Origin of the sequence: Paenibacillus durus ATCC 35681 (genome assembly GCF_000993825.1) — a bacterium.
In the GTDB taxonomy this organism is placed as follows: Bacteria; Bacillota; Bacilli; order Paenibacillales; family Paenibacillaceae; genus Paenibacillus_AQ; species Paenibacillus_AQ durus_B.
Window position 1 is genome coordinate 5,182,100 of the sequence record NZ_CP011114.1, and the last position, 17,599, is coordinate 5,199,698.

Annotated in this window: 16 protein-coding genes; 13 read left to right on the forward strand and 3 right to left on the reverse strand. The window is 56.7% G+C overall.

Annotation, left to right across the window (positions count from 1 at the left end; all coding sequences use genetic code 11):
• Window positions 1-20 precede the first annotated feature (20 nt).
• The 3 genes from VK70_RS24220 (at window position 21) to VK70_RS26785 (ending at window position 5,126) form a co-directional block, all read left to right on the forward strand.
• Window positions 21-833 carry an alpha/beta hydrolase gene (locus VK70_RS24220; protein WP_025697621.1) on the forward strand — a complete coding sequence of 271 codons (813 nt, stop codon included), beginning with the start codon at window positions 21-23 and terminating at the stop codon, window positions 831-833.
• 369 nt (window positions 834-1,202) lie between these two features.
• Window positions 1,203-4,289 (forward strand): DEAD/DEAH box helicase, encoded by a 3,087-nt coding sequence (locus VK70_RS24225; protein WP_046724531.1) that lies wholly within the window; start codon window positions 1,203-1,205, stop codon window positions 4,287-4,289.
• A gap of 51 nt (window positions 4,290-4,340) precedes the next feature.
• Window positions 4,341-5,126 (forward strand): hypothetical protein, encoded by a 786-nt coding sequence (locus VK70_RS26785; protein ID WP_052756034.1) that lies wholly within the window; start codon window positions 4,341-4,343, stop codon window positions 5,124-5,126.
• Between the two features lie 61 nt (window positions 5,127-5,187).
• Here VK70_RS26785 and VK70_RS24235 read toward each other — a convergent pair whose 3' ends face one another.
• Window positions 5,188-5,799 carry a GTP pyrophosphokinase gene (locus tag VK70_RS24235; protein ID WP_081754802.1) on the reverse strand — a complete coding sequence of 204 codons (612 nt, stop codon included), beginning with the start codon at window positions 5,797-5,799 and terminating at the stop codon, window positions 5,188-5,190.
• 542 nt (window positions 5,800-6,341) lie between these two features.
• On the opposite strand from VK70_RS24235, the gene VK70_RS24240 reads away from it, so the two are divergent.
• From VK70_RS24240 to VK70_RS24255, 4 genes are all read left to right on the forward strand, one after another.
• Window positions 6,342-7,079, forward strand: coding sequence for a zinc ribbon domain-containing protein (locus VK70_RS24240; RefSeq protein WP_025694753.1), 738 nt, complete (start codon window positions 6,342-6,344; stop codon window positions 7,077-7,079).
• Window positions 7,080-7,115: 36 nt separating this feature from the next.
• Complete coding sequence (locus VK70_RS24245) at window positions 7,116-7,964, forward strand: TrmB family transcriptional regulator (protein ID WP_025694754.1); 849 nt, start codon at window positions 7,116-7,118, stop codon at window positions 7,962-7,964.
• 43 nt (window positions 7,965-8,007) lie between these two features.
• Window positions 8,008-8,313, forward strand: coding sequence for a hypothetical protein (locus VK70_RS24250; protein ID WP_025694755.1), 306 nt, complete (start codon window positions 8,008-8,010; stop codon window positions 8,311-8,313).
• Between the two features lie 99 nt (window positions 8,314-8,412).
• Window positions 8,413-8,991, forward strand: a complete 579-nt coding sequence (locus VK70_RS24255) for a xanthine phosphoribosyltransferase (RefSeq protein WP_025694756.1) — start codon at window positions 8,413-8,415, stop codon at window positions 8,989-8,991.
• A 224-nt stretch (window positions 8,992-9,215) separates the two neighbouring features.
• Here the strand turns inward: VK70_RS24255 and VK70_RS24260 are convergent, their stop codons facing one another.
• Window positions 9,216-10,136, reverse strand: a complete 921-nt coding sequence (locus VK70_RS24260) for a diacylglycerol/lipid kinase family protein (protein WP_046723868.1) — start codon at window positions 10,134-10,136, stop codon at window positions 9,216-9,218.
• 96 nt (window positions 10,137-10,232) lie between these two features.
• Window positions 10,233-10,571, reverse strand: coding sequence for a DUF4870 domain-containing protein (locus VK70_RS24265; RefSeq protein WP_025691167.1), 339 nt, complete (start codon window positions 10,569-10,571; stop codon window positions 10,233-10,235).
• 577 nt (window positions 10,572-11,148) lie between these two features.
• Here VK70_RS24265 and VK70_RS24270 point away from each other — a divergent pair.
• The 6 genes from VK70_RS24270 (at window position 11,149) to ctaG (ending at window position 17,570) form a co-directional block, all read left to right on the forward strand.
• Window positions 11,149-11,337, forward strand: coding sequence for a hypothetical protein (locus VK70_RS24270; RefSeq protein WP_025691166.1), 189 nt, complete (start codon window positions 11,149-11,151; stop codon window positions 11,335-11,337).
• A gap of 345 nt (window positions 11,338-11,682) precedes the next feature.
• Entirely contained in the window at window positions 11,683-12,729 is a 1,047-nt protein-coding gene (gene coxB / locus VK70_RS24275) for a cytochrome c oxidase subunit II (protein ID WP_046723872.1), read from the forward strand.
• Window positions 12,730-12,849: 120 nt separating this feature from the next.
• Window positions 12,850-14,688, forward strand: coding sequence for a cytochrome c oxidase subunit I (gene ctaD, locus VK70_RS24280; protein ID WP_025694687.1), 1,839 nt, complete (start codon window positions 12,850-12,852; stop codon window positions 14,686-14,688).
• Window positions 14,689-14,695: 7 nt separating this feature from the next.
• Window positions 14,696-15,322 carry a cytochrome (ubi)quinol oxidase subunit III gene (locus VK70_RS24285; protein WP_025694686.1) on the forward strand — a complete coding sequence of 209 codons (627 nt, stop codon included), beginning with the start codon at window positions 14,696-14,698 and terminating at the stop codon, window positions 15,320-15,322.
• Window positions 15,323-15,325: 3 nt separating this feature from the next.
• Window positions 15,326-15,649: a cytochrome C oxidase subunit IV family protein gene (locus tag VK70_RS24290; RefSeq protein ID WP_025694685.1), complete on the forward strand. Its 324-nt coding sequence runs from the start codon at window positions 15,326-15,328 to the stop codon at window positions 15,647-15,649.
• Between the two features lie 1,012 nt (window positions 15,650-16,661).
• Window positions 16,662-17,570 (forward strand): cytochrome c oxidase assembly factor CtaG, encoded by a 909-nt coding sequence (gene ctaG, locus VK70_RS24295; RefSeq protein ID WP_025693759.1) that lies wholly within the window; start codon window positions 16,662-16,664, stop codon window positions 17,568-17,570.
• Window positions 17,571-17,599 lie beyond the last annotated feature (29 nt).

The window sequence follows — 17,599 nt, forward strand, 5'->3', positions numbered from 1 at the left end:
AACCAAAGGAGAAGATTACAATGAAAAAACCGCCGATCGTATTTATTCACGGAGCTTTTGTCACACCGGCAAGCTTTGAGCCGTTAATGGGGTATTTCAAAGCCAGAGGCTTTGAGGTATTGGCGCCGGCCTGGCCTTCCCACGGTCAGTCTGTAGCTGAACTGCGGAAGCAGCAAGATAGCTCCGAGCTGGGCAAGCTGGGCTTGGATGACCTGACAAATTATTTTGCCGGCATCATCAAGGCGCTGCCGGAGAAGCCGATTATTATCGGCCATTCCTTCGGCGGACTGCTGACGCAGCTGATGATGGACCGCGGGCTGGGGCTGGCGGGAATCGCGATTAATTCCGCGGGCGCCAAAGGAGTGGTCTCGGCCGCTTATCCGACTACGGCGCGTTCCATCTTCGGCATTCTGTCCAAGCCTTGGCGCAAGACCTTCATGATGTCTCTCAAGGAGTTCCAATACGCCTTCGTCCATACGCTAGGCAAAGCCGAGCAGGAGCGGGCTTACCGGGAGCATGTGGTGCCGGAGACGACGCGAATCTTTTTTCAGGGAGCTGCTGCCCCGTTCGCTTCGAACAGCCCGTTCAAAGTGAACTTTAACAATGGCAGCCGCGGCCCGCTGCTGATGATTGCCGGAGAAGTTGACCGGATCGTTCCCGCCAGCTTGGTTCGCAAGAATTACAGTCTCTACAATCAGCGGTCGGGAGCCGTAACGGATTACAAGGAGTTTCCCGGCCGCAGCCACTGGATTATCGCGCAGCCGGGCTGGGAAGAGGTGGCGGACTTTATCGGCCAATGGCTGAAGGAACAGCTGCCTGCTGAGGTCGGATGAAATTTTCAAGTAAGCCGGTGCCAAGAACACGGTGAATACACCGAAGCGCCGGCTTTTTTTACATACTAACAACTAAAAAAATGCTCCGGCCCGGCTATCTGATCCATAAGTCACGGGAATGAAGAGCAGGAGGCCTCCATATTTGTCGAAAGTTAGGTAAGCGGTGCAATTTAGGTCGCAAATATGCAGAAATATTGTTAAATCCCGGCTTTTTCGTATAAGATGGAGATAAAACCTTTTTTGGAAATTCAGGTGTTCTGCCACCGGCAGAGATGGACCGGCCTGATTTTCCTCGCTGAAACGGCTGCCGCTTATGGCCTTGGTGCGGGCTGCTTCGTTTTGGCTTGTTCAAAAAGACAGGAGATCACGATGACTAAGCATCTTTATGCAATGTGGTTAGGGGATGTTTTATTTTGCTTCTCCGGTGAGACTTCGGAACCTAAAGTAGATGCATGGACTCGCGTGGTCAAGCGGCTGGAGCTTGGCGGGCATCGTCCTTTCGCGGGCGCGGCGCTGCGTTTGGCGGAAGTAAAATATCCCGTGGCCAAAAATGAAGGCAGGGCGGGGCGGCGTACGCTTGCCGGGAGAATGCTGGAGGGACTTGCCCTGTCTCCGAAGGACGCGTTTGAGCTGCTGCTGTTCTGGGACGAGGCGCTCTGCGAACGGCAGGGCATTGAGCCCGGGGGAGAGATGGGCTACTGGGCGGCCGCGGCCCGCTTTGCGCTTGAGCTGATCGCTACGGGAGGCATCGCTCCGGGCGCCGCGCCGCCGCGAACGGCCGGCTCACGGCGGCGCGGCGGAGAGCTGGCGGCGGAGACCTGCTGGGTTCCTGTCTGCAGGGAACCGGGTCAGCGGGAAGCCTTCCTGCGATTTTCCGCCTCCATACCGGTGCTGGCGCTTGGTTCGCAAGCCATGCAGGGAGACGAACCGGCTTCCCGAGAGGAGGCCGGGGCAGCCGTGCTGTACTCCTTCCTTCAGGCTGTGATCAATGCTGAGGTCAAAGGGGTTGTGGCCGGAATGGAGCAGGAGCTCCTCCCGTTCAAGGCCAATTACCGCCGGGGGCGGTCGCCTTTGACCGAGCTGTGGTGGAACAGCCTGCTTACGGGCAGCCGCGACATCCCCGTTCAAGGCACTCCCGCCGAGGTAACGGAGCTGCTGGCGGAGGTTAACGCGGCGGCGAACAGCGAAATTCCGCACTTCGGAGCGGCTGAGGAGCAGAGCGGACAGCTTGGCCTCGGACTGAGACTGGAGCCGCCGGGAGAAGACGGTGAGATCTGGCGGCTGTCCTTCTGGGCAGAGGGGCGGGAAGAGAGCGGATTCTGGCTTCCCGCAGCCTCTGTCTGGAGCAGCGGTGATCGGGAATTTATGCTTTGGGGCAAACGCTATAAGGGAATTCAGGAACAGCTGCTTGCGGCGCTGGGGAGGGCGGCGGAATTGTCGCCGGATATTTCGCGGGCGCTCGAATTCCCCGCTCCGACCGGCGTGGATCTAGAGCCGGAACGGCTGTATTATTTCCTGAAGGAGACCGTGCAGGAACTGACCGCCCTGGGAATTACCGTCCAGCTACCGTCGCGCTGGAGCAAAGAGGGACGCCGCCGCATCGGCATGAGGCTGAAGATGGAGCTGCCGGAGGCGCCGAGCGGTTCCCAGCCGCTTGCGCTCGGCATGGAGACGCTCGTTTCCTTCAGGATCGAGGCTTCGCTTGGCGACAGTTCCGTCAGCGCGGAGGAACTAAGTGCGCTGCTGGCGGCCGGAGTGCCGTTCATCAAGTTCCGCGGGGAATGGATCGAAGTGGACCCGAAGGAGATCCGCCAGGTGCTCCGGTACATGAAGCGCCATGAGAGCGGAGAAATGTCCGCATCCGACTGGATGCGTCTTGAGGCGGAGGAAGGGGAAGAACGGCTGTGGAAGGGAATGCCCGTTACGGGCATGGAAACCATCGGTCTGCTCGCCTCGCTGATGCGGGGAGACGCTGTACGGAATCTTCCCGCGCGTCCGGTCCCTCCGGAGCTCAAGGGGACGCTGCGTCCATATCAGGAGCGCGGCTATCAATGGCTGAGCGCTATGAGTGAGCTGGGCTTTGGCGTCTGTCTCGCCGACGACATGGGTCTTGGCAAGACGGTGCAGGTGATTGCCTGTCTGCTGGGCCGTGAGACGGCCGCCGATGGTGCCGCCGCAGCCGGCCGGAATCCGGCGCTTATTCTGTGTCCGACCTCGCTGCTTGGCAACTGGCAGCGGGAGCTGCTGCGCTTCTCGCCTTCGCTGAGCGTCTACATTCATCACGGAAGCCGCAGATTACGGGGCGAAGCCTTCCGGGAGCAGGCCGCAGGGCATGATATCGTGCTGACCACGTACCATTTGGCCGGGAGGGACAGCGAGGACCTTGCCTCGGTGTCATGGTCGTCCGTTGTGCTGGACGAGGCCCAATACATCAAAAATTACCGGACCAAGCAGGCGCAGAGCGTCATGCGGCTCAAGTCGCCCCATCGGGTTGCCATGACCGGAACGCCGGTGGAGAACCGGCTCGGAGAGCTTTGGTCGATTTTTCATTTTCTGAACCCGGGCTATCTCGGAACCTTTCATTCCTTCCGCGAGCGTTACGGGAGCGGCGAAGGGGTGGACCGGCTAAGAGAGCTGCACCGGCTCGTATCGCCTTTTCTGCTGCGAAGACTGAAGAGCGACCCCGACATTTCCAAGGATCTTCCGGAGAAGCTGGAGCTGAAGAACTACTGTACGCTGACGGAGCATCAGGCGCTGTTGTATCAGAGCGTTGTGAACGATATGCTGGATACTCTCGGAGGAAGCTCGGGCATGGCGCGGCGGGGGCTGGTTCTGTCTTCGCTGACGAAGCTGAAGCAAATCTGCGATCATCCGCAGCTCTTCCGCAAGGAGGAAGGCCGTCAGGGCCGAAACGATCAGTCCGGCAAAATGGAGACCATGTTCGAGGTGCTGGACAGCATCGCGGAGCTCGGGGAGTCGGCGCTCATTTTTACCCAATATGTGTCGATGGGCGAGCTGCTGGTGAACAGACTGGCTAAGCGCTACGGCAAGATGCCGCTGTTTCTGCACGGGGGTGTTCCAAAAAGGGAACGCGACGAGATGGTCCGCTCTTTCCAAGAAGGGGAGGGGACGGCGTTCTTCGTACTGTCGCTGAAGGCAGGCGGAGTGGGGCTGAACCTGACAAGGGCCAACCATGTCGTACATTACGACCGCTGGTGGAACCCCGCAGTGGAGAATCAGGCGACGGACCGCGCGTTCCGGATCGGGCAGTATAAGAACGTGCAGGTTCACAAGCTGATCTGCCAAGGAACGCTGGAAGAGCGGATCGACGAACTCATTGAACGGAAAAAGAATCTGTCCGAGCAGGTCGTCGGTTCCGGAGAGAACTGGCTCACCGAAATGTCCGATCACGAGCTGAAGGAATTGATTGAGCTGCAGAACCAGGATTGGATGTAGCAATTCGATCCGGAAAAATAAAACGAGGGAAGCAAGCGGTGGAGGGAAGGTATGACAGAGACGATGAACATGCAGATCGAAGCCGCGCCGGGAGTGCTCACGGCGGTATGGACACCCGTATCCGGCACGGCCGTCAAGGGTCATGCGGAAGGAGGGGGGGCCGTGGACTCGCAGCAGGCCTCCCCGAAATTCCGGCATGTGCTGAAGATGGAGGTATGGCCGCTGTCCCGGCGCAGGGAGGTCGTGGAACGGCTGGCGGAGAGTCCGCATGAATTATACGGACTGCTTAAAGGATGCCTGCCCGCCTGGCTGGCCGAACTTGGGCTGTGGCCGGACGACTCGGAGCTTGCTGACCCTGCGGACCCGAATACGGCTGAAGAGGCTGGAGACACGGCGGCATTGGCGAAGGTGAGAGAACAGCTTGCGAAGGAGCCGCTGACGGCGCTCGCGCTGCGCGGTCTGCCGAAGAGCGAGCTGACGGACGCGGTCTTCGCTCTCTGGGCCGGTGGCGGCTCCGTATCGGCAGAAGCCGCCGGGGCGGGGCCGGCGTCAGCATCATTGTCCGCGGAGCTAGCAAGGCTGGAGAAGAAGGGCACGGCGGCTTCCGCCGGGGAGTGGCTGGCGGAAGCCGCCGCCGAGGGCTCGCTTCACCAGCCGGGTCCCCTGTTCCTGGAGGTCCGGGACCGGCCTGTTCCCGTGTCTCCTTCCCTGTCGCCACCCGGGGAGGACTGGCGGCCGCTTCTGCCCAATGTGCCCCGCGCGAACGAAGGGCTTGAGCTTATTATGCGAAGGGCGGCGGAGACCGCTGCCCGCCGGGCGAAAGACTTGGCGAAATGAAGTGCATATGCGTGAAAAAGAAGGGCCCCGCGGCGGATAGAATATGCCGAGGGGCTTTGCGTTATTTCTGCTCCGTATTATTCTTCGTGCCTTCGGACAGCTCCAGAATCTCCCTGCGCAGACGCAGCATTTTCTTGTCCAACTCGTCGGCGGCGCGTGCGGCGTTCTTTAGCTCTTCCGCGACATGGGGAGGAAGCTGCTGGTCGAACTTGTAGTAAAGAATATGCTCCATGCTTGCCCAGAAATCCATGGCCAGCGTGCGCAGCTGGATCTCGGCTTTTACCCAACGGGTTCCTTCCAAGAGAATGAGCGGCACAGCGACAATCACATGCAGGCTCTGATACCCGTTCGGCTTCGGATGGGCGATGTAATCCTTGATTTCCAGTACGCGGATATCTTCCCGGCTGCTCAAATGATCGGCAAGCCGGTATATGTCTTTGACAAAAGCGCATACAATTCGCATACCGGCGATATCGTGAATATATTTTTCAATGTTCTCGAAGCTGAAGGCGTAGCCTTTGCGCTCCAATTTTTGCAGGATGCTCTTCGGCTCCTTGATCCGGCGCTTGATATGTTCAATTGGGCTGTAACCGTCCCGCATTTCCCATTCCGTCTTCAGCGTTTCAATCTTATTCTCCAGTTCATTCAGGGCGAGTTGGTAAAGGGCGGGCATTTTCTTGAATTCGCTAAGCTGTCTGGACAGTTCTTCATCTAACTCCCAGTGGCCCCAATCCTGTACGTGAACCTGCAGTTGACCTAGTGTCAGCGATTGGCTATTTTGTTCTTTCACGGATACTCTCCCGATGTACGTATTTATGATCTCTTTTATTGTAACCGAAGTGAAGGGCTGGAAGCAAAAAATACCATCTGCATCCAAATTGCCCTAATGCCGGACAGCTCTAGTTATTTCAGTATTATACATCAGACGACAAATAATGAATCTGGCCGTCACATTTGGTATGATAGAGTTATAGTTTCAGGCGGCGCCTTATGCGTCTGCTAATTTGACATAAGTCTTAGTGGAAACGGATACCCTCCTTATAGGCGGTGAAGCCGTTTCTTGAAATATAAGACTTTATAAGCTTCGCACCTATCGTTTGGTCTTATATTTTTACGAGAAACAGATGCCCTACTCATGCGAGGACGGCGCAGCCGTTTCTTCTTAAATAAGCGGTGCTTGTGTCTTGGCTCACCCACGAGAAGGAGGAACTATCGATGAATCTGTTGCAGCGAATTAAAGACGGAGCCAACCGGGTTAGCGAAAAAGCGCAGAACTCCGTGGAGATCGGCAAGCTGAACAGCGGGATTTCCGATATTGAACGCGAAATGGAAATGGAATTTATGAAGATGGGTAAGCTCTTTTATGAGGGCTACCGTTCCAGGGATTTAACGCTGGCCGAAAATAAAATGATTGAGCACTCCCGTGCCTGCCTTAGACTTCAGGATAAAATCGATACTCTGCGCTCGCGCATCGCCGAACTCAAAAATGAGCGGCTCTGCAAATGCGGATATATTGTAGCGCTGGACGCCAACTTCTGCCCGCACTGCGGACAGAAGCTGGCACAGACCGCGAAGACTTCGGTCCAGGATTACTACGAGGAACCGGAATCGGCGCAGCCGGACGAGCCGGAGGCGGCCCCGGAACAGACACCGGAGGAGCCTTTTGGCTATATGTATATGGAGAGTGAGGAGGAAGAGCTGCCGATCCCGCTGGAGGAATACGCCGGGAACGTGCAGAGCCCGAGAAGTGAACGCCGGATCGCCGATGAACTGGAGCGGGAGCGGGAACGGCAGCTTGAGCTCGATCGGCGCATCCGGGATTGGCAGTCGAAGGAACAGGAAGAAACGGAAGACGATACCGGCCCCCGCGAGATAGTAAAATGCCAGATCTGCCGGGCGGACCTGCCCAAAGGCTCCATGTGGTGCCCGCGCTGCGGATCGGAACAGATTTAGTCTAACATTCAACCGGCCTTGGGGGGGAGGAAAGGAATGGAACAATTGCTGCTGCATCTGCGCAGTCTGGGCTTTACGGAAATGGAGTCCAAAATTATGGTGGAGCTGGCGGCGATCGGACAATCTTCAGGATATGAGGTGGCGAAGCGGCTTGGCGTCTCCAGGTCGAATGTGTATGCCGCGCTCCAGCGCCTGACCCAGCAGGGTTATGTACGCTGCGGCGACGGGGAGCCTGCGCGGTACAGCGTTCTGGCCCCGGAAGAGCTGGCAAAGATGATTTCCGGCCGGGTTCAGGCGTCGCTGTCCTTCGTCGAGAACGAAATGCCGCGCGGCGGTTCGGTCAGCACTACCTTTTATAATGTGGAAGGCGAACGCAATGTGATGGATGCGCTGATCCGTCAGCTGAATGCGGCGGAACATGAGATCGTCGTCGATGTGTGGCGGGAGGAAGCCTCGCTGCTGCGCAGCGAGCTGGAACAAGCCGAGCGCCGTGGCGTGCGGCTGCTCTGGGCGTTCGATGGCGGCAATGCCGCAAGCCCTTATCTTCAGTGGCCGCTTCTTGGAGAGCGGGAGGAAGCCGAAGGACGGAAGTTCTCCTTTGTGGTCGACCGCAGATGGTGTATGCTCGGCATGCGCGGCGGCGAAGGAGATGGAACGGTTCAGGCGGTCGTTACGGAGCACCGGGCGCTGGTGGAGCTCCTGCTGGGCCATTTTACTCAGGAAATGGTGCTGTTTGAGCTGGAACAGGATATGGGGCCCGAATTGGAGCGGCGCTACGGCCACCGCTACGGGAGCATATACCGCAAATACATCGGAAGTGACGAAGAAGACGAAGAGGACCTTATGGAGATCCAAACTCCGGGGAACACTCGGGATGGCAGCTAGCGTAAACTGGAATATCCCAAACTATGCCAGGAGGTGAAGAAGAATGGAGTGTATCGTTCATTTTGAAGTGCTGCATTCGAGCGGTCCAAAATCGCTGCGGGGTCTGCTGTTCATTGAAGAGGGAACGGTTCCGGATGAGAAACAGCTGATCGACATGTTCAAGGAGATGAAATTCGACGTAAGGTTGGACGACCGGGAGAAGCTGATATTCAAGCCTGTGAACCCGGGTGCCGACTATTCCCAAATCCGGATTACGGAATATGACGCCGGCAGCGGGAAGTCCGGGGAGGATCATGATTTAAAATCCATCGTTGGGAACCTCCTGCCGCAGAAGCCGACAGGTCTTTGATGCGGCTTTCGAAAGACCCGTTCTCTCCTCTGGAACCACGAGGAAGAATGGGTCTTTCCTACAGCTGAGTTTTACGGGATTGGAGAAGGAGGACTACATATGGAATTGTTGAAGCAAAAGGTAATGAACGAAGGCATTGTGCTTGCCAAGGGTGTTCTGAAAGTGGACTCATTTCTCAATCACCAGATGGACCCGTTCCTGATGCGTGAAATCGGGCGCGAGTTCAAGGAACTGTTCGCGGAAGAAGGGATTACGAAGGTGCTGACCATTGAATCCTCGGGGATTGCTCCGGGTATTATGGCGGCGCTGGAGTTTGGGGTTCCGCTTATATTCGCACGCAAGCAGAAATCGCTGACTTTGACGGAGGATATTTTTGTGGAGAAGGTCTATTCTTTCACCAAAAGAGAGACCAATGAAATCACCGTCTCCAAAAAGTTCGTCTGTTCGGGCGAGCGGGTGCTGATCGTCGACGATTTCCTGGCCAACGGCGAGGCCGCATTCGGATTGGCGCGGATAGTAGAGCAGGCGGGCGCTTCAGTGGCCGGTATCGGCATTGTCATTGAAAAGTCTTTCCAGCCCGGCCGGAAGCTGCTTCAGGAAGCGGGCTACCGGGTGGAGTCGCTCGTGCGTATCGCCTCGCTGGAGGACGGGAAGGTTACCTTCGTCGTAGAGGAGTAGGCGGCTATTGCCGTGTGAGCCGCCCGCCCAATCGTCTTTGAGTGGAACGGGGGCCAGTAATGAACAAAAGCAGCCGTTATGGAGGGCGGGATGGCCCGGGTCATAACGGCTGCTTTTCTGTTATCGCTTCCGGGAAGGGAATGGAGGGCTTAGGGGCGGCTAATCCGCCTTCTTGAAGCAGGCTCCTTCCCGGGGGCCTTCTGCGTTCGTTAGTGCCGGCATCGTCAGGCCGGCCCAGGGCCTGCGGCCCGCGGCGCAAGCACGCGCAGCGCCCCCGGCTCGCAGCGCACGGCCAGATCGCCGCGGCCGAGGCTCTCGCCGTCGCCGATCGCGGGCTGCTCGCGCTCGAAGCGAATCGCTGCGCTTGTCCCGCGCAGCATCGTCACGAAGGGCAGCGAGACATGGCTGCCCTTCAGCACCGTCGGGAACAGCCGCAGCAGCTGCATGCGGCTGCACCCGTGGACGACGCAGACGTCGAGCCGGCCGTCGTCCGGTCTCGCCTGCGGCGCGATGAGCAGCCCGCCGCCGTAGCTCGGCAGGTTGCAGACCGACGCGAGCCAGACGCCCTCGAAGTGCTGCTCCCGTCCGTCCAAGACAACGCTGGCCCGGCACGGCCAAAAGGTGATCAGCGTCTGGAGTACGCCGATCAGATAGGCCAGGCGGCCCGCGTGCAGGGCATTGCATACCCGCTTATACCGGCCCCTGTTGACATTCTCTGCAACCTGGGCGTCGAATCCGCTGGCGGCGGCGGTCAGCGTATAGCTGTCCCCGGCCAGCAGCAGGTCGGCCGGGACGCTGGCGCCGTCAAGCACGGCGTCAAGCGCGGCCTCCGGCTCCAGCGGAATGCCGAAGCTGCGCGCGCTGTCATTGCCGGACCCGGCGGGCAGGATGCCGAGCGGGACGCCGCTCGCCAGCAGCGCCGATAGAACGCTGTGAATCGTCCCGTCGCCGCCGACCACCACGCAGGAGCTCCATTTCTCCCGGCGCGCCAGCGCCTGCATCACATCGCGCCCAGCACCCGATGCGCTCTCTGTGTGCAGCGCCTCGTACTCCACCGCCCGCTCCTTCAGCCGTTTCTCGGCTCGCAGCCAGGCGTGCCGCCCGGCTCCGCCGCCGGAGCGCGGATTGATCACAAACAGGTACATTCATTTTCCCCCAGGTCCAAATTCATGCTGTTGTTCTTATACATTGTACCCTAAGAGCAGAGGCAAAAGGGAATCCCTTTCATGAACATGCGGGACTCACAGCCGCCGCAGCTGCCGCTCCGCGATATCGCCGGCCCAGGGCAGTTTATACCAGCTGCCCCTCAGCGCATGGTACGTCATCAGCAGCCATACGCCGAAGCTGATCAGGAAGATGAGCGCGGCCAGTAGCGGGCCGATGAATGGCAGCAGGCCAGCCAGCACATGGCCGACCATCAGCGCGCCGTAGGCCAATAGAGACTGAAGAGAATGGAACAACACGAACCGGCTTCGCTTCTCCAGAGCGAGAAAGACGATGCCTCCGGCAAAAGGGAACAGATAGCACAGCGCAGCCGCAATATAATCCGGCAAGCCGACGGATGAACGAAAAGGGGACAAGGGCTTCACTCTCCTGTCATATAAACCAAGCACCCTGGGGCTTTGGCCCGCTTCCAGATGCTTCCTCCATACAACATTATGAGCGGCCGGGACAAAGTATGAGCCCTGCCCGTGTAGTCTTAATTAACAAATGTTTCTGAAAATTTTCATGAATGGCTTGACCAATGGTCTAAAAGCTATGGTATAATAGAACGTGTGTTCCAGGACATTCTGTCAATAAAGTTTTCATGTGGACATTTCACAGGAAAGGTGGAAGTTGGACCGGAATATGATACAATAAAACGATAAAGCCCGAAAGGAGTGATCAGAGACTTGGCTTTTCGGGTAATCACAGTGTCAGGGTGTTAATCACACCTGAGCTCTCAGCCCAAATCGCGACGAACCTGCTTCACCGGTCTGTAAATACGCTATGCTTGGCCCTTCGCCCAGCGAATTAGCGAATAGATCGATAAATGCAAGGAACTGCCGATCTTTAATATCTAGAACTAGCCCTTGCATTTCGAAGTAATGGCGGACTTTTCATCATGCATTCTCTACAACGGAGCATTCAATTCAATGTTTTGGGAGGGAACTGATCATGGCAAGCAAAGGTCACAACGAAGTCAAGGAAAGTCTGCGGGAAATGACACGTATTTTCCGGCCCAAGGATCCGAAGAAATTCGTCAAAGATTATGTCCGTAAATACCGGATTACAGGAGGCTATGAGGAAGAACTCACCATGGTCGTAGAGCATGAGCTGGTAAAGTTAAATTCGTCAGTCTCTTAACTGTCAGTTTTTTCATCCGTAAGGATTTTATAAACCGTGATTTGCGGGTAGCCGCAGAGAGCGGTTTTTTTGTGCACTCTAACATGACTTGGATTCAAACGGTGAAAATTTGTCAAATGGATAATAGAGGGGAAAGGGCATTGTAAGCGCTACATATGCCTATTTATAATAATATCGCTTTCGGTAAGCGATTGCAAATGTTGATTTGACAAGCTTTTTCGACTTTGTGAAATAAATGTGAATGATTGACAAAACAGGGCCCGAAAATTATATTAATAGTGATTGTTATAATTGACAGCATAGGGCATGTAATCTGATTGAAATCGGAAAAAGCGGGGTTGATCGATGATGAGAACGTGGCAGTCTGCAAGGCGGCTTCTTCCCCTGATCGCGGTGTTCGGAATGGTTCTCGCCGGCTGCGGCCGTGAAGACCTGTCGGTGCTTAGGCCGCAGGGTCCGGCCGCGGAAAGCTCGCTGGGACTGATGAAGCTGGCGATTTCCATCATGATTGTCGTACTGCTGATCGTATTTTCAATTGCGGCTTATGTGATGATCCGCTTCCGCCGGAAGCCGGGACAGAATGAAACCCCGGAGCAGGTCGAGGGCAGCTTCAAGCTGGAAGTGCTCTGGACGGTGATTCCGCTCATTCTCGTTATCGTGCTGGCGGTTCCGACGGTGAGGACGGTGTTCGCCCTAGGGGACAATCATTCGGGCGACAAGAACGCGATCAAAGTCAAAGTGACCGGCCACCAATACTGGTGGGAATTCGAATACCCCGATTACGGCATCAAGACGGCGCAGGATCTGATTATTCCCGCCGGCAAGGACATTGCTTTTGAATTGACGACTAACGATGTGCTGCATTCCTTCTGGGTCCCCTCACTTTCCGGCAAAATAGATACCAACCCGACCGGAGCGACCAATCGATTCAGCTTTAGCGCACCAAAAGAAGGCGTGTACCGCGGCAAATGCGCCGAGCTGTGCGGACCTTCCCACGGATTTATGGAATTTAAAGTGAAAGCGGTTAGCAATGATGAATTTAATCAGTGGATTGAGGCGCAAAAAGCACCTGCGGTGCTTCCCGAAGATCCGGCGCTTGCTAAGACCTTCAAAGAGCAGTGCCTGAAATGCCACGCGGTCGGCGATCAGGGACTGTCGGTGGGGCCGAACCTGACCGGCATTGGCTCCCGCCAATCGGTAGCCGGTATTCTGCTCAATGACGATACCCGCCAGGACGGCGCTCCCGTGGAGGAGAATTTGAAGACATGGCTGCATGACACGCAAGGCGTAAAGCCGGGCAATCGAATGCCCGACCCCAGCAAGGATATGGGCCTGACGGGCGACGAAATTGACCGGATCGCCGAATATCTGGCCGGCTATAAATTGAACTAGCCCGTAGCAGCCCATACCAAGCGGATCATTGAAAAGGGGGTACGAACCTTGGCTCAAGCAGCGCATACCTTGAAGTCTCCGAAGCCTGCCGCGCACGGCGTCAAACGGCATACCGGGCTGATGGACTGGATTACGACCGTCGACCATAAAAAAATCGCCATTCTGTACCTGTGGGCGGGAGGATTGTTTTTTGGCATCGGCGGGATTGAAGCGCTCCTGATCCGGTGGCAGCTCATTAAGCCCATGAATGATTTTGTCGACGCCCAGACCTTCAACGAACTGATTACGATGCACGGCACTACGATGATCTTTCTCGGCGTTATGCCGATTATCTTCGCCCTGATGAACGCGGTCATTCCGCTGCAGATCGGCGCGCGCGACGTTGCGTTCCCTTTTCTGAACGCGCTTGGCTTCTGGACGTTCCTGTTCGGCGGCCTGCTGCTTAACCTTAGCTGGATGATGGGCGGCGCGCCCGACGCGGGCTGGACGTCTTACACGCCGTTGTCCGGTACCGCTTACAGCGGAACGCACGGTGTCGATTTTTACACAATCGGCCTGCAAATCGCCGGCCTGGGCACCCTGATCGGCGGCATTAACTTCTTGGCGACCATCATTACGATGCGCGCGCCGGGCATGTCGTTCATGCGGATGCCGATGTTCGCCTGGACGACGTTTATTACGTCCGCCATTATTCTGTTCGCTTTTCCCGCAATTACCGTCGGCCTTGTGCTGTTGACCTTCGACCGGATTCTCGGCGCGAATTTTTTTGTGCCCGGCGGGGGCGGAAGCCCTGTGCTCTGGCAGCATATCTTCTGGATCTTCGGCCATCCCGAGGTCTACATTCTCATTCTCCCGGCCTTCGGCATTATCTCCGAGGTCATACCGACCTTTGCGCGCAAGCGGCTGTTCGGCTACAGCTCCATGGTGTTCGCGACCATCCTGATCGCCTTCCTTGGCTTCATGGTCTGGGCGCATCATATGTTCACGACCGGTCTCGGCCCTGTTGCGAATGCGCTCTTCGCCGTATCGACGATGCTGATCGCGGTTCCGACGGGAATTAAAATCTTCAACTGGCTGTTTACGCTATGGGGTGGTTCGGTGCGTTTTGCCACGCCCAACCTGTTCGCCTCCGGATTCATTCCGACGTTCACCATGGGCGGCGTCACCGGCGTAATGCTGGCATCCGCGCCCGCCGATTTCCAGTTCCATGATACGTACTTCGTCGTGGCGCATTTTCATTATGTTATCGTCGGCGGCTTGGTAATGGGCCTATTCGCAGGGCTGCACTACTGGTGGCCCAAGATGTTCGGGCGCATGTTAAGCGAGACTTTGGGAAAATGGACGTTCTGGACGTTCATCACCGGATTTCACCTGACCTTCTTCGTCCAGCATTTCCTGGGGCTGATGGGGATGCAGCGCCGGGTGTTCACCTATCTGCCGAACCAGCATTTCGATACGCTGAATCTGGTCAGTACGATCGGGGCCGGGCTGATGGGAATCGGTACGCTGGTTTTTTTAACCAATATCATAGTCACTTCAAAAAAGCCGCCGGACGCTGGAGACGATCCCTGGGAGGATGGCCGGACACTGGAATGGAGCATCCCGTCGCCGCCGCCGGAATACAATTTCAAGCAGACGCCGCTTGTGCGCGGGCTCGATGCTTTCTGGAAGGAAAAGACGGCGGGGAACAAGGGGATGGCCCCGGCCGAGCCAATAGGATCGATTCATATGCCTTCGGCGACGCCGCTGCCGTTCATCATGTCGGTAGGCATCTTTATCGCCGGTCTCGGGTTCATGTTCAGCCGGGATCATTTCGGCAGCGCTCTGGTGAGCTTTTTGTTCAACAACTACATTGTGACCGGACTCGGTCTGCTCATTACTTTCGGAGCCATGCTGATGCGTTCGCTCTATGACGATCACGGCTGGCACATCGAGCCGGGAGAGCTGGAAGGAAGGTGAACCGGAAATGACAACGACGCATGCGGAACCCATGAACGGCGGCCTGCCCCATGAACCGGAGAAAGCGACCGCCGAAGGCCGAAACAAAGTGCTGGCCTTTTGGCTGTTTCTCGGCGGCGAGGCCGTGCTGTTCGGCACCTTGTTCGCCACCTTCCTGGCGCTGCGGAATCAGACGAATGAAGGTCCGGCAGCTAATGATCTTTTTCACCTGCCGCTTGTTGCGGCAGCGACCTTCCTTCTGCTCGTCAGCAGCCTGACCAGCGTCTTCGCCATTCAAGCGATGCACCGGAACCGTCCGGCGCTGCTTCGGAATTGGCTGCTTGTTACCGTGGTGCTGGGACTTGGCTTTCTCGGACTGGAAATTTATGAATTCAGCCAGTATGTAGGGCTTGAAAAATTCGGCATGACCACAAGCGCGTTCAGTTCGGCGTTCTATACGCTGGTCGGCTTCCACGGCGCGCACGTCGCCTTCGGCATTTTGTGGATCTCATTGCTGATCGGACAGCTGGCCTATAAAGGGCTGACCACAGTAACCGCGCCGAAGATTTATGTCTCCGCCATGTACTGGCATTTTATCGACGTGGTGTGGGTCTTCATCTTCACGGTTGTCTATCTGCTCGGAAAGGTGGGCTAGGCTATGGCTGCTGAACAGCATACCCGGGATCATGGCGTGAAGCGCCGCCACCGTCAGGAGGGCCCGCAGAAGCATATTTTGATATTCGTCCTTTCGGCTGTGCTGACGCTTATTGCTTTTGCGGCGGTGGCGGCCGGAGAAGTCAATGCGGTCTTTGCGGTCATTTTGCTGCTGGTCATGGCCTTGATTCAGGTCTTTGTGCAGATGGGCTACTGGATGCATTTGAAGGATAAAGGGCACATGATGCCGATCATTTTCATTCTGGGCGGTTTCCTGATCGCCGGAACCTGTATCATCATGGCTTTGTACTGGGTCTGGTGGGAATGAAGGGGAGAGGCGGGCCGGGGCCAGCCTTTTTTTCGGAATGTAGCTCTGTCCGGGCTCTGCCGTCAAGGGGGTTAAACAAGCTTGCGAAGGCAGGGAGCCTCTGTTGTGGGATATCTTTCTTGAAACGGGTTCTAAGGGAAAGCCATTTCCTAACCAGAGCTTAGAGGCTTTGCTGAATCCCAGGAGCCGGCAGGGGCCATAGTTCGCGAAAGCCTATGCGATGACACGATGACGCGATGACGCGATGCGCGATAACGGTTGCCCGGTTCGGCTGAACTGGAAATTCTCCGTCTTAATTGAGGTGGATGGAGTGGAATGGTAGATTATAGCGGAAAACCTCCGGTATAATTCCTCTTTAACCGAAGTTTTGGCCGTTTTCGCTTGAATGAGAGGGAGGAATTCCCGTTTAATAGCGGAAATCGTTCGAAAAGGCGAAATAAGCAGGAGGTTTTCCCTGATATTCGAAAGTAGCTTCAGGAATGAGGTTCCGCAGCGGCGGTAGAGGCAGGCGGGTATGCTGCGCATAGGGGCGGCGGCAGAGGTGGCGGGAGTGCAGCGAATAAGAGGGAGCGGAGGTAGAGGCAGGCAGGTAAGCAGTTAATGAGGGAACGGGTATGCGTATACGGTGAGCTGCGGTAGAGGCAAGCTGATGTGGTGCGCGAACGGCGAGTTGTGGCAGAGGCGGCGATTATGAAGCGAATAAGAAGGAGCGTCGAGGTAAGTGGATATGCTCCGCATTCGGCGAGTTGTGGCAGAGGCGGCGATTATGAAGCGAATAAGAAGGAGCGTCGAGGTAAGTGGATATGCTGTGCATACGGGGGCGTCGTGGCAGAGGTAGCATGCAGTCAATTGTGGAGCGGGTATGCTGCGTATTCAGCGAGTGGCGGCAGATGAAGCGGGTATGCTGCGTATACGGGAAGCGCCCGCTAAGCCATGTACTGGCTTCGGGTATCTGCCGGCGCCGGAACAGGCGATTCATTGACGTACATCCTAACGCGGGGAGGCTTGGACGATGCTCGGACTGAACGTGTTCAGCTTTGCCGATGTATGGAGCCCGCTGTTTCTGGCGGGGATGCTGGTGGCGGTCTCCGGTTATTTTGTGCTGGTTGGCCCAATGGCTGGACTGTTCGGGATGGCATCACCCGCACCCCTACGGAGGAGGATTTTCTTCGTCACCGGAATGGCGATGCTCTATCTGGCCCAGGGCGGGCCGGTCAGTCTGCTGGGGCATCTGATGTTTTCTTTTCATATGCTCAGCATGGCGCTGTCCTATTACGTTGCCGTCCCGCTCATCATGCTCGGGATTCCGGCCGAGGTGTGGCGGGCCGCGCTGCGAGTCAATCCCTTCCGGCGTCTGTCCTTTCTGGCCCACCCGGTCACAGCGGCGCTATTGTTTAACGGCTTGTTCTCCCTGTACCATATCCCTGCGGTCCATGATTATGTGATGCTGCATTTTGCCGTTCACCGGCTGTATTACTTGATTTTGTTTGTCGCTTCGGCGCTGATGTGGTGGACGCTGATCCATCCGCTACCGGAAGAGGACCGCTGGAACGGGCTGGTCAAGGTGGGATTTATCTTCCTTAATATGGTGCTGCTGACGCCCGCGTGCGGGCTGATTATTTTTGCCGATAAGCCGCTTTATGCGACGTACAGCGACCCGAGCGCCTGGGCCAGAGCAATGGGCTACTGCGTTTCGGGCGAAAGCGCGGAGCTGCTGCGTTCTTTTGGCGGACCGGCTTTTTTTGAAGTGATGAATCCAAGAGTGGACCAGCAGGTCGGCGGCATTGGGATGAAGTTCATTCAGGAGGTTATTTTTGCCTCCATGCTTGCTTCTGTGTTCTATCACTGGTATAAAAAAGAGAACGGGCAGGACGGCGACGAGGAGCTTCCGGAGTCTTCCGGGGTGAAAGCGGCGAACTGACCTGTGCATCTGCCGGTGAGGTCTAGGAG

Excerpts from the sequence above, each read along its gene's own strand:
- VK70_RS24220 (WP_025697621.1), top strand. The coding sequence starts at position 21 with ATGAAAAAACCGCCGATCGTATTTATTCACGGAGCTTTTGTCACACCG.
- VK70_RS24225 (WP_046724531.1), top strand. The coding sequence starts at position 1,203 with ATGACTAAGCATCTTTATGCAATGTGGTTAGGGGATGTTTTATTTTGC.
- VK70_RS26785 (WP_052756034.1), top strand. The coding sequence starts at position 4,341 with ATGACAGAGACGATGAACATGCAGATCGAAGCCGCGCCGGGAGTGCTC.
- VK70_RS24235 (WP_081754802.1), bottom strand. The coding sequence starts at position 5,799 with ATGCCCGCCCTTTACCAACTCGCCCTGAATGAACTGGAGAATAAGATT.
- VK70_RS24240 (WP_025694753.1), top strand. The coding sequence starts at position 6,342 with ATGAATCTGTTGCAGCGAATTAAAGACGGAGCCAACCGGGTTAGCGAA.
- VK70_RS24245 (WP_025694754.1), top strand. The coding sequence starts at position 7,116 with ATGGAACAATTGCTGCTGCATCTGCGCAGTCTGGGCTTTACGGAAATG.
- VK70_RS24250 (WP_025694755.1), top strand. The coding sequence starts at position 8,008 with ATGGAGTGTATCGTTCATTTTGAAGTGCTGCATTCGAGCGGTCCAAAA.
- VK70_RS24255 (WP_025694756.1), top strand. The coding sequence starts at position 8,413 with ATGGAATTGTTGAAGCAAAAGGTAATGAACGAAGGCATTGTGCTTGCC.
- VK70_RS24260 (WP_046723868.1), bottom strand. The coding sequence starts at position 10,136 with ATGTACCTGTTTGTGATCAATCCGCGCTCCGGCGGCGGAGCCGGGCGG.
- VK70_RS24270 (WP_025691166.1), top strand. The coding sequence starts at position 11,149 with ATGGCAAGCAAAGGTCACAACGAAGTCAAGGAAAGTCTGCGGGAAATG.
- coxB (WP_046723872.1), top strand. The coding sequence starts at position 11,683 with ATGATGAGAACGTGGCAGTCTGCAAGGCGGCTTCTTCCCCTGATCGCG.
- ctaD (WP_025694687.1), top strand. The coding sequence starts at position 12,850 with ATGGACTGGATTACGACCGTCGACCATAAAAAAATCGCCATTCTGTAC.
- VK70_RS24285 (WP_025694686.1), top strand. The coding sequence starts at position 14,696 with ATGACAACGACGCATGCGGAACCCATGAACGGCGGCCTGCCCCATGAA.
- VK70_RS24290 (WP_025694685.1), top strand. The coding sequence starts at position 15,326 with ATGGCTGCTGAACAGCATACCCGGGATCATGGCGTGAAGCGCCGCCAC.
- ctaG (WP_025693759.1), top strand. The coding sequence starts at position 16,662 with ATGCTCGGACTGAACGTGTTCAGCTTTGCCGATGTATGGAGCCCGCTG.